The 14,803-nt window shown below is 58.0% G+C and carries 15 protein-coding genes; 9 read left to right on the top strand and 6 right to left on the bottom strand.

Annotated elements, in window-relative coordinates:
- Positions 1-69: 69 nt before the first annotated feature.
- On the bottom strand, positions 70-1,044 hold the full coding sequence (locus ACR0MJ_RS12425; protein WP_480761190.1) for an isopenicillin N synthase family dioxygenase: 975 nt from the start codon (positions 1,042-1,044) through the stop codon (positions 70-72).
- Positions 1,044-2,441, bottom strand: coding sequence for an FAD-dependent oxidoreductase (locus ACR0MJ_RS12420; RefSeq protein ID WP_480761189.1), 1,398 nt, complete (start codon positions 2,439-2,441; stop codon positions 1,044-1,046). Before ACR0MJ_RS12420 ends, ACR0MJ_RS12425 begins: the two co-directional genes overlap by 1 nt.
- Before the next feature lie 132 nt (positions 2,442-2,573).
- Between ACR0MJ_RS12420 and proS the strand changes: the two genes are divergently transcribed.
- Positions 2,574-3,914, top strand: coding sequence for a proline--tRNA ligase (gene proS / locus ACR0MJ_RS12415; RefSeq protein ID WP_170465087.1), 1,341 nt, complete (start codon positions 2,574-2,576; stop codon positions 3,912-3,914).
- 30 nt (positions 3,915-3,944) lie between these two features.
- Here the strand turns inward: proS and ACR0MJ_RS12410 are convergent, their stop codons facing one another.
- Positions 3,945-4,301 carry a hypothetical protein gene (locus ACR0MJ_RS12410; RefSeq protein ID WP_170401488.1) on the bottom strand — a complete coding sequence of 119 codons (357 nt, stop codon included), beginning with the start codon at positions 4,299-4,301 and terminating at the stop codon, positions 3,945-3,947.
- Between the two features lie 392 nt (positions 4,302-4,693).
- Between ACR0MJ_RS12410 and ACR0MJ_RS12405 the strand changes: the two genes are divergently transcribed.
- Positions 4,694-5,980, top strand: a complete 1,287-nt coding sequence (locus ACR0MJ_RS12405; RefSeq protein WP_480761188.1) for a lipoprotein-releasing ABC transporter permease subunit — start codon at positions 4,694-4,696, stop codon at positions 5,978-5,980.
- Positions 5,973-6,659, top strand: coding sequence for an ABC transporter ATP-binding protein (locus tag ACR0MJ_RS12400; protein ID WP_480761187.1), 687 nt, complete (start codon positions 5,973-5,975; stop codon positions 6,657-6,659). Before ACR0MJ_RS12405 ends, ACR0MJ_RS12400 begins: the two co-directional genes overlap by 8 nt.
- On the opposite strand, the gene ACR0MJ_RS12395 is transcribed toward ACR0MJ_RS12400, so the two are convergent.
- The gene (locus tag ACR0MJ_RS12395; protein WP_170647984.1) at positions 6,643-7,080 is read right to left on the bottom strand and encodes a DMT family transporter; all 438 of its coding nucleotides are present in this window, start codon (positions 7,078-7,080) and stop codon (positions 6,643-6,645) included. The two genes, ACR0MJ_RS12400 and ACR0MJ_RS12395, sit on opposite strands and share 17 nt — an antisense overlap.
- 97 nt (positions 7,081-7,177) lie before the next feature.
- On the opposite strand from ACR0MJ_RS12395, the gene ACR0MJ_RS12390 reads away from it, so the two are divergent.
- A complete protein-coding gene (locus ACR0MJ_RS12390; protein ID WP_480761186.1) occupies positions 7,178-7,585 on the top strand; it encodes a c-type cytochrome in 408 nt (135 codons plus the stop codon).
- A gap of 5 nt (positions 7,586-7,590) precedes the next feature.
- Here ACR0MJ_RS12390 and ACR0MJ_RS12385 read toward each other — a convergent pair whose 3' ends face one another.
- On the bottom strand, positions 7,591-8,277 hold the full coding sequence (locus tag ACR0MJ_RS12385; RefSeq protein WP_480761184.1) for a hypothetical protein: 687 nt from the start codon (positions 8,275-8,277) through the stop codon (positions 7,591-7,593).
- A 41-nt stretch (positions 8,278-8,318) separates the two neighbouring features.
- Positions 8,319-8,981 (bottom strand): DNA-3-methyladenine glycosylase I, encoded by a 663-nt coding sequence (locus ACR0MJ_RS12380; protein WP_170732935.1) that lies wholly within the window; start codon positions 8,979-8,981, stop codon positions 8,319-8,321.
- Between the two features lie 334 nt (positions 8,982-9,315).
- Between ACR0MJ_RS12380 and ACR0MJ_RS12375 the strand changes: the two genes are divergently transcribed.
- The 5 genes from ACR0MJ_RS12375 to ACR0MJ_RS12355 all read left to right on the top strand — a co-directional run bounded on the left by ACR0MJ_RS12375 (position 9,316) and on the right by ACR0MJ_RS12355 (position 14,765).
- On the top strand, positions 9,316-10,266 hold the full coding sequence (locus ACR0MJ_RS12375; RefSeq protein WP_480761183.1) for an ABC transporter substrate-binding protein: 951 nt from the start codon (positions 9,316-9,318) through the stop codon (positions 10,264-10,266).
- Between the two features lie 10 nt (positions 10,267-10,276).
- A complete protein-coding gene (locus ACR0MJ_RS12370) occupies positions 10,277-11,326 on the top strand; it encodes a betaine/proline/choline family ABC transporter ATP-binding protein (RefSeq protein ID WP_170512340.1) in 1,050 nt (349 codons plus the stop codon).
- Positions 11,323-13,386: an ABC transporter permease gene (locus tag ACR0MJ_RS12365; protein ID WP_480761182.1), complete on the top strand. Its 2,064-nt coding sequence runs from the start codon at positions 11,323-11,325 to the stop codon at positions 13,384-13,386. Before ACR0MJ_RS12370 ends, ACR0MJ_RS12365 begins: the two co-directional genes overlap by 4 nt.
- A 105-nt stretch (positions 13,387-13,491) precedes the next feature.
- On the top strand, positions 13,492-14,157 hold the full coding sequence (locus ACR0MJ_RS12360) for an NnrU family protein (protein WP_480761181.1): 666 nt from the start codon (positions 13,492-13,494) through the stop codon (positions 14,155-14,157).
- A 71-nt stretch (positions 14,158-14,228) separates the two neighbouring features.
- Complete coding sequence (locus ACR0MJ_RS12355) at positions 14,229-14,765, top strand: DUF2478 domain-containing protein (RefSeq protein ID WP_480706739.1); 537 nt, start codon at positions 14,229-14,231, stop codon at positions 14,763-14,765.
- Positions 14,766-14,803: the final 38 nt, after the last annotated feature.

The raw sequence follows: 14,803 nt of genomic DNA, 5'->3' as shown, positions 1-14,803 counted from the left end.
AGCATTGCCGTGTTCTTGGCCCATGACGCCCGGCGATGCAAGCGGTTCATGGCGCGCGGTTTTTATACCCTAGTCTGTCAGAGTACCCAGTTCCGGTGTCTCACCTGTGGCCATTTCATCAGGCCAGTTGGTGCGCCAGATTTCCGCCGACCAGTGTCCGCAATGTACCTTCGGGCGATCAAAGCCGGGCAGGGCAGGCAGCAGTGGCGCAACCACCACATCGTGGCGCGGAACGGCGAAATAAGGGAAGGAATAGCGTTCACGCCCGGATCGATTAACCACGCGATGCGGGGTCGATTTCAACCGCCCGCCCGACCACAGTTCCAGCATGTCGCCGATATTGACCACGAAGCCGCCGGGCGGGCAGTCCGGTGTGATCCAGCCGCCGGTGCGGGTCTGCACCTCAAGTCCTCCGACCGGATCGGGAGCGATTATTGTCAGCGCGTCGGTGTCCTTATGCGGATGAATTCCATAGCCAAGCTCATCCGGGGATTGTGGCGGATAGTGTAGCAGGGTCATGTTGGTCATCGGGTCGCGGAAGGCGTCGCGTAGTGTGTTGGGCGGGATTTTTAACCCCACTTCCAATGCACCCAGCAAAAGATCTGTCACGCCATCAAGCTGTAGCCAGTAATCCAGTATTACCGCGCGGGCCTGGGGCACTTCTCGGGGCCAGATATTCGGGCCGTAAAGTGCGCATTCAACCCGGATCGGCGCATCTTCGGCTGCTTCGAAATGCAGCTTGTACCCTTCGTACTTATCCGCCGCGCCCGAGCCGTCATTGGGCGTGAAGAACCCCATCGGAATGTACCCACGATAGTTTTCGCGGGTGATGGCCTGATCCCATTTTCGGGCCTCGTCGATATCAAAGATCGCACTGACACACTCGCGCACCTGCTCGATGTGCTCAGGCGCGATGCCTGTCCCTGTGATCGATAGAAACCCGATGCTGGTGCAGGCATCCATGATCTGCGCGACCGTTGCTTGATACAGCGGACCAGAAGGATCAGTCAGCGGGCTGATATCTATGGTTGGAATATGCTCCATTAGGTAATTCTCACGCCTTGCCGTTCCAGTTCCTGATGCACAGGAGCAAGGTTCATACTGTCGAGCTCCTGATTGCTTTTCAGCGATAAGGCCGCCGCGATCCCTGCGCCCTGACCCATCACCGCGCAGCAGGACATGTTGCGCGTCGCGGCGTGAGCGACCCGATCCGCGCCATGGGACCGTCCCGCAACCAACAGGCCCTTGATCCCTTTGGGCAGCATCGAGCGATACGGAATCTGCATATATCGCCCCGTGGTCGGCAAGATCAGAATGCCGTAGCCATCGATGAATTCAGGGTAGATACCGATGGAATCTTCGAACCGGCCCTGATGTCGGGCATCGGTTTCGGTCATGTTGTAGACGGCATCGATCTTGCGCGTATCCCGAATGCCGATGGTCATTCCGAAATTGCGTAGACGTGCGTTTTCGCAACCCGGCATGAAACGGCGGAGGGCATCAATGGCCAGCATCGCCTGTCGGCGGCCTTCGATTTCACCAAAGGTCAGGCTTTCGGGGTCGGTTCCATCGATCTGGTCCATATGAATCAGGTTCATATAGGTCAGTTCTCCGGTATCGTGCATCGCCCCCCAGGTCCCCGCGATCGTGTTCAAATGAGCCGGTATCAGGCCCTCATCAATCGCCTGCTGGAAGGGTTTCTTGACGAAGGGCGAGAACATGTCGTCCTCTTTGCCCGAGGTTTCGATATTCCATTCGCCTCCGCCACCCCAGTCTTTGTAGGTCTGCGGGTCGGCTTTGACACCTTCAATAAAGGCCCGTTTGTCGACACCGGCCAGATGGAACATCACTGAGGCCGCCATCATGTCCTCGCGTGGCGTCTTGTGCGTCGGGGCGCCCGCGCGATGCGCTACATCTGCATCCCCTGTGGCGTCGATGACAACCTTGGCCAAGATCGCCTCACGCCCCGCTTTGGATTCGGTAATCACCCCAGTGATGCGATCCCCCTCCATGATCGGGGCGACGAATTGCCGGTGCAACATCGGATGGACGCCAGCCTCTTCAACCAGCTTGTCGGCCACCAGCTTGAAGCCCTCGCTGTCCAGTTCGTAGCTGAGCGATTGGCTTTCAGGCACTGCTGCACCCATCTCTTTGGCGCGGGTTTCGAACTCCATGCCGATGCCTCCGGCCTCGACAGTTTGTTCGTGGCGATACCAGGCAAAGCCTTCGACGCCGACTGCCGTAATATTCCCACCCATGCAACCGAATCTATCCATCAAGGAAACTTCGGCCCCAGCGCGTGCGGCAGCCAGCGCTGCTGACAATCCAGCGGGGCCCGAGCCGACAACCAATACGTCGGTCTGGTGAACAACGGGGATCTGGCGGGCGGGTTCGGTGATTGTTTGCATTGCTGCCTCGCGGTTGAACGTTTGCGCCAACATTGAAAACCCCGGCGTTGCGGTCAATCAAAAAACCGACTGCGCATGGGTCGCAAAACACCGATGTGCGATTGCCCCCGGCTAGGCTTTGGAATAATCACCTTGCAGCGAAATTCTCACCCGTAAGGTTACGTTATGCGCCTCAGCCGTTACTTTCTGCCCGTTCTCAAGGAAAACCCCTCGGAGGCTCAGATCGTCAGCCACCGGCTGATGCTGCGTGCCGGGATGATCAAACAGGCCGCCGCCGGGATTTATTCTTGGTTGCCATTGGGCTTCAAAGTTCTGCGCAAGCTGGAGAACATTGTGCATGAAGAGCAGGCGAGGGCTGGACACATCGCGATCCAGATGCCGATTCTGCAATCAGCCGACCTTTGGCGCGAATCCGGTCGTTATGACGATTATGGCCAGGAAATGCTGCGCATGCAGGACCGCCACGGTCGCGATATGCTGTACACGCCGACTGCCGAGGAACTGGTGACCGACATCTTCCGCGGCCACGTGAGCAGCTACAAAGACCTGCCGCTGACGCTCTATCAGATTCAGTGGAAGTTCCGCGATGAAATCCGCCCACGTTTCGGCGTGATGCGGGGGCGCGAGTTCTACATGAAGGACGGATACAATTTCGATCTGACCAAAGAAGACGCGCTGCACGCCTATAACCGCCACTTGGTCAGCTATCTGCGTACTTATGAGCGGATGGGTCTGCAAGCCATCCCGATGCGCGCTGATTCTGGACCTATCGGCGGTGACTACACGCATGAGTTCCTCGTACTGGCCGATACTGGCGAATCCGAGGTCTTTTATGACAGCGCGGTCACCGATCTGACCTTCGGCGATCGTGAGATCGACTATGATAACCGCGAACAGTGTCAGGCGATCCTCGAAGAGTTCACTTCTAAATACGCCCGCACGGACGAAACCCACGACGAAGCCCTGTTTGACCAAATCCCCGAAAACCGCCGCCGCGTGGCGCGTGGTATCGAAGTGGGGCAGATCTTTTATTTTGGCACCCAGTATTCCGAAGCTCTTGGAGCGACTGTGCAAGGCCCCGATGGCAAGCCGGTTCCGGTGCATATGGGCAGCCACGGCATCGGCGTTAGCCGCCTGATCGGTGCGATCATCGAAGCCAGCCATGACGATAAGGGCATCATTTGGCCCGAAGGCGTGACTCCATTCCATTGCGGCATTGTGAACTTGAAGCAAGGTGATGAAGAGGCGGACGCGGCGTGCGATAAACTCTACAGCGCGTTGACTGCGTTGGGGCTTGAGCCGCTTTATGATGATCGGAATGAACGGGCAGGGGGCAAGTTTGCCACCATGGATCTGATCGGTCTGCCGTGGCGCATCACAGTGGGCCCGCGTGGTCTGAAGAACGGTGTGGTCGAACTCACCAGCCGCCGTACCGGCGAAAGTGAGGAACTCAGCCCCGAAGCGGCCGTCACCAAGATCGCAGAAATCTATGAGGGCATCGCCTGAACAAGGCGGTGCAACCTTCGGCGGTTTGGCTCAGGAAGCTGAGGTCGGACGTGCGGTCAGGAAATCGCCGTCCGCTTCGCTGCCGCGTGCGACCACGATCGGGCGACCAAAGCGGCGTACAAGTTCCGCCAGTTCGAAGCCCAGAAACCGCAATCCACAGACGCGTTCGTCAGTGGCGCGATCCGTGATGCACAGCCGCCCCTGCCGGAAAGCAAGGCGATAGCCTTTGTCCCGCAGTATGTCGGCCAAACCGGCCCAGCTTGCTGCGCTTGTGAAAACTGGCCTGATCGCTGCCCGCAACAATGCGGCGCTTTCGCAATCCAGTTCTGTTGCTGCTGAACGGGCAGTAATCGGGCCCGTGCCTTCCATATGTTCTTGAATACCCATGAGCGTGCCTCCGCCCTTAAACTCTTAAAATGTGTCCCCCACACAAGTAGGGTGACAAAGTTTCTCACACTAATCAATTTGTGAAACAATATTTCGCACCTGAATGTTGCGATTGTGACTCAGTCGGGTGCTGATATCTCACATTGACTTCATAACTGAAACAATAAGCCCTTGTCTGTGAAGGGGTTCACAACCATTGGTATAATTTGCGGCCAGTGATTTCTCGCGTTGCCGGTGATGATTTGGCGCTTGGGGCAAATGATTCGTTTCAAACTGTTCTTTTCGCCCCTTTATCGGGCGCAGTAACGCCGAACCGGTGTCCGCACGATAACTGGCTTGACCATCCGGCGAAATGTCGAAAGGGTCGCGAAAAATCTGAACCCGAGGCAGAAATGGCCAAATCTCCCCCGCCCTTTGCCCCTTTCGAATGGAAAATCGCCTGGCGATACCTCCGTGCCCGTAGGGCCGAAGGGGGCGTTAGCGTGATGACCTGGATCTCGCTGATCGGGATTACGCTCGCTGTGTTCGCTCTGATCGCGACGCTGGCTGTTCGGTCCGGATTCCGGTCAGAATTCGTGGGCACTATTCTTGGGGCCAACGCACATGTCACGGTGTATTCCGCCGGAGAAATCGATGCGCAGGGGCGGCTAGACCGCACCATCACGGAATTCGATGAAATGGCCGAGCGGATCGCGCAGGTGCCGGGGGTCGAACGGGCAGCACCGCTTATCAAAGGGCAGGTGCTGATCACCAATGCGGACCGCAGTTCAGGCGTGCAGGTCTTTGGCATTCGTCCCGACGATCTGGCCGAGTTGCCCGGTATTGCAGAAAGCGAAGAGGCCTATGGTGACCTGTCCCGGTTCCCGGACGGCATCGCCATCGGCTCGGGCGTGGCGCGGGCCATCGGGGCGACGGTGGGGGATCGGGTCAAACTGACCTCGCCCAACGGTGTCAAAACCGCATTTGGCACATCTCCCCGCGTGAACGCTTATGAGGTGGTCTATGTCTTTTCTGCCGGGCGCTATGACATCGACCGCACGCGCGTCTACATGCCGTTTGCCGAGGCGCAAAGCTTCTTCAACCGTGAAGGCGTGGCGGACGAGATCGAAGTGATGGTCGAGCGCCCCGAAGAGCTGACCCCGATCCTGATTCCGATACTTGAGGCCGCAGGTGAGCGCAGCCAGATATGGACTTGGCAGGATGCCTCTGGAGGATTCCTGCGGGCGCTGGAGGTCGAAGACAATGTGATGTTCATCATCCTGTCGATCCTCGTGCTGATCGCAGCAATGAACATCGTGTCGGGACTGATCATGCTGGTGAAGAACAAAGGGCGCGATATCGGTATTCTGCGGACCATCGGGCTCAGCGAAGGATCAGTGCTGCGGGTGTTTTTCATTTGCGGGGCTTTTACGGGCATCATCGGAACTGCCATGGGAGTCATTCTGGGCTGCCTCTTCGCCATCTATATCGACCCGATTTTTTCATTCGTGAACTACGTCATGGGCGGCGGCGTCTGGGACCCGTCCATCCGCGGTATCTACGCCTTGCCTGCCGAGCTGCACCTGTCTGACGTCTTGAAAGCGGTGGGTCTGTCACTTGGCCTGTCTTTCCTTGTCACCTATTTCCCGGCCCGTCGCGCGGCGCGGCTGAACCCGGTTGAGGCGCTGCGCTATGAATGATGTGACGTTAAGGCTCAGCGGTCTGACCAAGACCTATCTGAAAGGCACCCCCGGTGAGGTGCAGGTGCTGCGCGGTGCCGATCTGGAGCTGAGCGCGGGTGAAGCCGTGGCACTAGTTGCGCCATCCGGGGCGGGCAAGTCGACTCTGCTGCATATCGCGGGCCTGCTGGATACGCCGGATACCGGCGAGGTCGAGGTCGCAGGGCAGGGCGCGACGGGCAAAGGGGATCGCACGCGCACAGCGATCCGTCGGCGCGATGTGGGCTTTGTCTATCAGTTCCACCACTTGCTGCCCGAGTTCACAGCGCTGGAGAATATCGTGTTGCCGCAACTGGCAAACGGTGCTTCCGAGAAAGCAGCGCAGGCCCGAGCAATGCAGTTGCTTGACCGCGTTGGCGTCGCTCCGCGCGCAGATCACCGGCCAGCAGCCTTGTCGGGCGGAGAGCAACAGCGCGTGGCCTTCTGCCGGGCGCTGGCAAATCAGCCACGTGTGCTGCTGGCGGATGAGCCGACCGGCAATCTGGACCCCGATACCTCGGATCAGGTGTTCGCGGCCCTTATGGCGCTGGTGCGGGATGAGGGGCTTTCGGCGCTGATCGCGACGCATAACCTTGATCTGGCGGCGCGGATGGACCGGATGTTGCGGCTGGAGGGGGGCGTGCTCAGGCCAGCTGAGTGATGGCGACCCCGATTGCCATTACTGCAATGCCTCCTGCCCGCATGAATGTCAGCGGCGTAACCTGAGCGCCGAACAGACCGAAATGGTCAATCGCAGCTGTGCTGATCAACTGGCCCAGCAGGACGAAGAACACCGCATTGCCCACGCCAAAATGTGGGGCCACATGGGTGATTGAAAGCACATAGAAGGCGATTAATACGCCGCCCAGCAGCAGATGTTTGGGGGCTTGGGTGAGTTTGGCAAAGGCATCGGATCCACCGAGTACCAACAGCGCCAGCGCCGAGGCAACAAAGGCGATCGCAAACAGAATGACGGCGGCCGCATTGGGTGAGCCGATCAACCTGCCCAAGGCTGCATTCAGAGCGGCGAGGATGGGAACGCCGATTCCGGCGGCCAGCATGATGGCTGCGTATTGTGTCATTGCCTTTTGTCCCTGCGCCTATTTCGTTGATCTGGATCATTGCGTCAGCGTGAACTCCCGGCAAGTCTCGATTTGCCAGGCAGGAGGGAGAAAAGTGATGATCCGATCAATACTTGGCGCGGGCGCGCTGACTGTACTTACCATGATATCACAGGCCTCTTCAGCTCAGGACGTGGAGACCGGGGCCGAGCTGTATCAGCACTATTGCGCTACCTGTCATGGGCTGGATGCAACGGGGCATGGGCCAATGGCCGGGGTGCTGGTGATCCAGCCAACAAACCTGAGAACGCTGGCCGATGCAAATGGTGTATTTCCGACAGCGCGCGTCGTGGCGCGGATTGACGGGCGCGAACCGTTGGTCAGCCATGGCAGCCCGATGCCGGTTTATGGCCCCTATTTCGAAGGTAACGACACCGCGATCAAATCGCCGGAAGGGCAGCCAATCCTGACCAGCAAGCCAATCGTGGATCTAGTGGCTTACCTGAAGACCCTGCAAGTGAACTAAAAAGCTCAGCGACAGATGCCATTAATCTCTGCGCCCGCCCAGGGTATCAGGACGGAGCTTTCGCGCCTGTTACCGGGCAATTTCGAGACTTCGAATTGGGCGCTTAGCATATCGTGCAGACGCTTGGTTCGAGGTGCGTCGGGGTCGAGCGCCCGGCAGCAAACATATTCCTCGACGATGGCGCCCTGCTGTTCGTAACCATAGGCCAGAAAATCGGGCGAAGTATCAAGGTCGAACAGGTAAGGATCGTCCTTCCGGCCATGCTCTGCCGCAGCGCGGAACGGGTGATAACCAGTTGTCTTGCGATTTTGCCACTGCCAGACATGGGTTAATTCATGCGCAAGCAACATTGCCCCGATCAGGTTCACCTGATCGGGGTACTGGCTCATGTAGTCGTCCAGATACCAGTCTTTCGTGAAGTATACATGGTTGAACAACGCAACGCCCGCGGGTTTGCCGGTCACGGTTTCCTCTTTGACAGGTGGTAAGATCCGTTCGCGGCAGGCAACCCGAGGGCGGGCTTTGCGGTTAAATGTAACCGCTGCGACGGGGGCACCCTCTACCAATCGCACACGATCCAGATTCAATGTGTCTCCGTGGATTTTACTGACAAATGCGCGCTCGTGATCGGTTAGAGGTCGACCACAGGCTACACATAGAAACAGCAATGAAATCAACAGGGGGCGGATCATGGCATTAAGCCTAATGCGGCAGCTCGGCGCTGCAAGTCGTTTCAAAGGCTCATCGCCAGAACCCGGCTGATTTCCGTCAGCGATCGCCCGGATTGTTCCATCCATATATTGAACGCGGCCTGCACAGCGGCCATTGCTTTTTTGGAGGTTGCAGGTTTGTCGATAACACCCTCAGCGATCAGACGGGCTGTTACATCTTGGGACAGAATAAAGCTGTCCCGACCGGCAAATCGCATAGCATACTGCGCCGAAGCACCGCCAAGCCGCGATCCGCGCTTGGCGAGCATCTGTAGCAAGCCGACATAATCCTGTGATGGCCACCCGCCCAGAATTTGCCCGACGCCACCTTCCGCGCGGAGTTCCAGCAGAAACGCGGCATTGTCGCGCACTGTGGCAATCTTAGTTCCGTTGCGGACAATGCGGGTGTCCTGCAGCAGTGCGTCGAATTTCTCGTCATCCATGAATGCGCAGCGTCCAATGTCGAAGCCGTCAAATGCCGTTTCGAATCCGTCCCACTTCGATTCGATCACTTTCCAGTTAAACCCTGCCTGGAACACGGTTTTCGTAATAAGCGATAACCAGCGATCATCTGACATCGCCACCAATTCGGCGATTGGTTTAGGCTTGCTTAGCTTGCTTTCCAGTTCGGCGGGGCCGCCGTGGCGATCAGCCGATATCTGGTAGATCTTTTCAAAGTGACGCATCTCCCAGACCCTCCCTTATCCTGATGCTGCCTTATTAAGAAGATTTGACAAGGCAAATCAGATCTTGAGATGAAGCGCGTGTTTTATATTGACTAGTCAATCAATATCTTTGACGGTTCCGAACTGACGGTGTTAAGTGTGTGTATTGCCGAGTGGAGCAGCAGGGACGGGTCGTGGTTTAACGCTAGATGAAGCGCGTCGGACCCGGAACAACTGTTCCCTTTCCTTTTTCGGCTAAACTTGTGCATGTTGCGAAATGTGCTGTGACCACAAATGATCCTGGGCGGGCTCGATATCGCCATGGGGCAAACGTAAAAAACAGGGAGTTGTTGTTATGAAAAAGCTAAGCGTAAGCTTTTTGGCTATCGCAGTGGCCGGGGTGGCCCATGCCGCAGATATGGGCGCGGTCGATGAACCGATCAAGCTGGCGATCAACGAATGGACCGGTCAACATGTGACCACCCATGTGGCAGGTGAGATGCTGAAGGCCGCCGGTTATAACGTAGAATACGTGACCGCCGGGATGATGAATCAGTTCCAGGCGTTGGCCGATGGGGACATTGACGCGACATTGGAAATCTGGTCGTCCAACGTGTCCGACGAATATGCCAAGAAGATCGACGAAGGCACCGTTGTTGAAATCGGCGATCTGGGGCTTGATGCCAAGGAAGGCATTGCCTACCCGGCACATGTGGCGGAGCTGTGCCCGGGCCTGCCTGCGTGGGAAGCGCTGAAAGAGTGTGCGCAAGTTTTTGCTACGGCTGAAACTCTGCCCGGTGGCCGTCTGGTCGATTACCCAGCGGATTGGGGTACGCCCGGCGCGGATCGTATGACCGGTCTTGAATTGCCGTTCAAAGCGGTCCCCGCGGGTTCCGAGGGCGCTTTGATCGCCGAATTGCGCGCCTCGACCGAGCGCAAGTCGCCGTTGCTGATCACCTTCTGGCAGCCACATTGGGCGATGTCGGCCTATGACGTACAGTTTGTCGAACTGCCTGCAGGCGAAGAGGCGTGCTTTAACGATCCGTCTTGGGGCCCGAACCCCAACGCAGTGAATGATTGCGATTTCTCGCCGTCACGTATCTTCAAGGCCGGTTGGAGCGGCATGGCAGACAAGTGGCCCGCTGCCTATGAAATCCTGACTAACTATCAGCTTTCGGTCGAAGACCAGCAGCCGATGATGGGGGCGATCGACGTAGATGGTGGCGCGGTCGAAGAAGTCGTCGCGGCATGGATGGCCGAGAATGAAGACAAATGGCGCCCCGTCGTTGACGCGGCAACGCAGTGAGTCCGCTTAAGTGACTGAAGCGAATACGCCAGCCATCGCCTGCCAGAATCTCTGGCAGGTGTTTGGCCAAGGTGCCGACAAAGCTCTGACCGACGCGCTGTCTCGGTCAGGGAGTGACGCTGACAAAGCCGCCGCCGATTTGCGCGAACTGGGGTTTATCCCTGCTGTTCAGGATGCCAATTTCGAGGTCAAAGAAGGCGAGCTTTTTGTCATCATGGGTTTGTCCGGCTCGGGCAAATCGACGCTGATTCGTTGCATTTCGCAACTTCTGCCCGGTACGGGCGGCGAGATCCGTGTGGATGGCGAGAATGTCATCGGTGCATCGAAGAAGACCCTGACTGAACTAAGGCGCAAGAAGCTGGGCATGGTTTTCCAGCATTTTGGCCTGTTCCCTCATATGACTGTGGCTGAAAACGTGGCTTATCCGCTGCGTGTGCAAGGCGTCGGTAAAAAGGAACGTTTGGCACGTGCGCAGGAAGTAATCTCGCTGGTCGGCCTGGAAGGGCGCGAAGATAGCTTTCCCCGGCAGCTTTCAGGCGGCCAACGCCAACGCGTAGGGATCGCGCGCAGCCTTGCGGTGAATCCCGATATCTGGTTTCTGGACGAGCCGTTCTCGGCCCTTGATCCTTTGATCCGTCGCCAACTGCAAGATGAATTCCTACGCATCCAGGCGACGTTGAAGAAATCCATCGTCTTTATCACTCACGACATTCAAGAGGCGCTGAAACTGGCCGACCGCATCGCCATCATGCGCGATGGCAAGATCGTTCAGATCGGCACGCCGACGGATATCGTGCTGCGTCCGGTAGACGACTACGTGCGCGAATTTTCTAAGGACGTGGCCAAAGGCCAGCATGCCAAGGTTGCTTCGGTGATGCGTGATGATGCTGATCGTGGGCCGGATGATCCGGGCTTGACCACATCCATGACGCTCGACGCGGCGCTCGCACATTGCATGGAGCTGTATGAACCCGTTCCTGTCCGCGATGCAGACGGCAATATTGTCGGTACGGTTCATCCGTCCGATCTCGCCGCAGCCCTGCAGGTGGATGAAGCATGACCGCTGTGACGGATATCCCCGCGCGGCAGGCCCGCCTGACGGCTGGGACGCAGGCCGCGCTGATTACCCTTGTCGTTGGCGCGGTTTGCCTTGCGCTGGAAGGCGTCGCCCCATGGCTGGTCACATGGCCCAAAGAATGGGAACTGCCTGCAACGCAATGGGTTGGTGCGTTTCTCGACTGGTTTCTGAATGGCATTAAACCGGCGATGCGGTTGTTTTCGGACCTGATGACTTATCCGATGAATGCTGCAAACTACGTGCTTGGCAGCACGCCTTGGCCGATCTTGATTGGGGTCGTCACTGCGCTGGGTTGGTATCTGGGCGGTCTGCCGATGGCGGCGCTGGGGTTCTTTGGCCTCAGCTTCGTTCTGGCTTCAGGCTATTGGGCCGAGAGCATGAATACGCTGGCCCTTGTCGCCGTATCTGTCCCCGTGGCGCTGATTATGGGCGGGGCTATCGGTATTCTTGCCAATGAAGTGCCACGTGTGAAGGCCTTTGTTCAGGCAGTACTGGACATCATGCAAACGGTGCCGACCTTTGCCTATCTGACGCCGCTGCTGCTTCTGTTTGGCTTCGGTCCGGTGGTCGGCCTGATCGCTTCGGCCATCTACGCCGCGCCACCTATGGCTCGCAACGTTATGCTGGGGCTGGAACGGGTAGAGCCCGAAATCAAAGAAGCTGCGATCATGTCCGGCGGGACGCGCTGGCAGCAGCTCTTTCAGGTCGAAATTCCTGCTGCCACGACTCAGATCATGGTTGGTGTGAACCAATGCCTGATGGCCGCCCTGTCGATGGTGATCATCGCCGCGGTCATCGGCGGCTTCAACGACATCGGCTGGGAAGTCCTTTTGACCATGCGCAAGGCGCAGTTCGGTGAATCCCTCATGGCCGGTCTGGTCATCGTTGTCTTCGCAGTGATCATCGACAGGATGAGCGGCACTTTGGCGACCGAGCGCAAGCGATATGACAGCCGCGTTGTCTGGGCGATGCTGGGCTTTGCAGTGCTATTTACCGCTACCTTCTGGTCCCGGTTGCCGAACCCGTCTGACCTTACAGTTCTGGACCCGATGGCCGAGGCGATTGATACCGGCCTGACCTCATTTACGCAGGCTAACGGGCCTTGGCTGGACGCACTCAAGAACAACTCTCTGTTCTATGTGTTGTTGCCCTTGCGGATCGGTCTGGACCAGGCTGTACTACCGTTCACCTGGGGGTTCCAGTGGACCCCGAGCATGAGCTGGGGTCTGTTCGCCGCTGGTGCGGCTATCGCTCTGCTGATGGCATGGCGCGGGCATCTGACCGGTGGACTGATCGTTCTTATCCTGATCGGAATGCTGGAAACCGGCATATCAAACCTGCCTTGGCCGTTTGTCCTGACGGGCGCGGCTGCGCTGGGTTGGGTCGCGGGTGGCTGGCGTCTTGCGGCGCTGTCGGTTGGGCTGCTGTGTACCATCCTCGTTTCAGGCCTGTGGGAGCGGGCACTCCTGTCGCTCTACCTCAGCGGTGCCGCAGTGTTTTCCTGCGCAGTAGTCGGAGGGCTGATCGGTCTTGCCAGCGCAGTTTGGGGGCCGGTCTGGAAAGTGGTTCGCCCGATCTGTGATATGCTGCAGACGATCCCACTGTTTGTGTTCCTGATCCCGGTTCTGATGGTGTTTCAGATCGGTGAGTTCTCGGCCTTCCTGGCGATCTGCGCCTACGCCATCGTCCCGATGATCCGCTACACGCGACACGGGCTGGTCAACACACCCGAGGAAATGATGGAAGCCGCAATCTCCAGCGGCGCGACCGAGTGGCAGATCATGCGCGACGTCCGCGCGCCCTATGCCGCACCGACCATCCTACTGGGGCTGAACCAGACCATCCTCTATGCCTTCGCCATGCTGGTGATTGCGGCACTGATCGGAACAACCGGTCTGGGCCAGTCGATTTATCTGGCGCTGGGGCAGGCGGATGTGGGGCTTGGCATCTCGGCCGGTGCCGCCATGGCAATTTTAGCACTGATCGCTGATCGTATGGTGCAGGGTTTTGCCGAGGAACGCCGAAAGGCACTGGGCCTATAAAACAGGACAGGGGCGGGTAACCGCCCCTTTGCCCTCACTTGATTTCGGACAAAGACCAGCGCGCTGTCACGGCCTAAACCGGGCGCAACACGTTCGGAGATTACAATGACTGGTTGGGGCCTCTTCCTCGCAGCACTTGCCACATTCCTTCTTAGCCACATGATTCCAGCGCGCCCCGCAGTGCGCGGCTGGCTGATCGGTACGATGGGAAAGCGCGCATATTTCGCCAGCTATTCAATGATTTCGCTAGCAGTTTTGGCCTGGTTGATCATCGCCGCCGCAAATGCACCCTATGTCGAAGTGATCCCGCCGCTTCCAATCTTTCGCTGGGTGCCTTTGCTGGTCATGCCTATAGTCTGCTGGTTGGCCATTGCGGGCCTGTCGATCCGGAACCCGTTCTCATTCGGAGGGCTGGGGCACCGTCCGTTCGATCCCGAAAACCCTGGAATCCTGCGCACGACGCGTCATCCGATACTTGTGGCGTTGATGCTATGGGCTTTGGCACATCTGTTGGCCAATGGAAGCCTGTCTCATGTCATCTTGTTCGGCTTGTTTGCTGGCTTTGCGGTGATGGGCATGGCGCTCATTGATCACCGCACCGCGCGCAATTTGGGGACGGAATGGGTACGCTTTTCCCGCAATACCGCGCGCCTGTCAATCCGCGCGCCTCGCCCTTGGCCCAGCCTTTGGGTCTGGTTGACTGCTTTGGCTTCTTACGCGGTTCTCCTCCACCTGCACGCATCGGTGATCGGGCTTTCTCCACTGCCTTGATGGATGAAGGTGGTCGGACAAGCCGACGCGTGCTATCTGAAACGTCACCAATTGAACTTTGAGGTCCAAAAATGCATCTGGCCTATGTTACGACAACCGATCGCGGCGCAACCGATCGCCTGCTTAGCGAATTTGCGGATGGTCTTGTGCAGGCCGGAACACCGATTGCCGGGGTTGTGCAGACCAACACCGAATGTGCCGACGGATATAAATGCGATATGGATCTGAAAGTCATGCCGACCGGGGAAACCATTCGCATCTCACAATCTCTTGGCAAGAACGCTCGGGGTTGCCGTCTGGATCCGGCTGAATTGGAACGGGCCGTCGGCCTCGTGACGCGGTCGCTTGAGGATGGCCCTCAATTGCTGATCATCAACAAGTTCGGAAAGCACGAGGCGGACGGGCGGGGCTTTCGCCCTATTGTCGCCGACGCACTAGAGCGTGAAATTCCCGTCTTGGTGGGCGTCAATCAGTTGAATATTGAAAAGTTTCAGGAATTCGCCGGCGGCATAGCCGAGGCGCTTGGCCCCGATGTCAGCAGCCTGACTGAGTGGTTTGACAAAATATCCCAAACTGACGTTCAACCCGCCGCGGCATCTGGCGGCTGAAGCCCAGGCATCCATCTGCTGAGCTGCGCGCATTGTTT

The sequence above is a fragment of the Ruegeria sp. C6 genome (assembly GCF_056537625.1).
The sequence above is the reverse complement of the archived record's forward strand: the minus strand, read 5'-3'. Positions and strand labels throughout refer to the sequence as shown.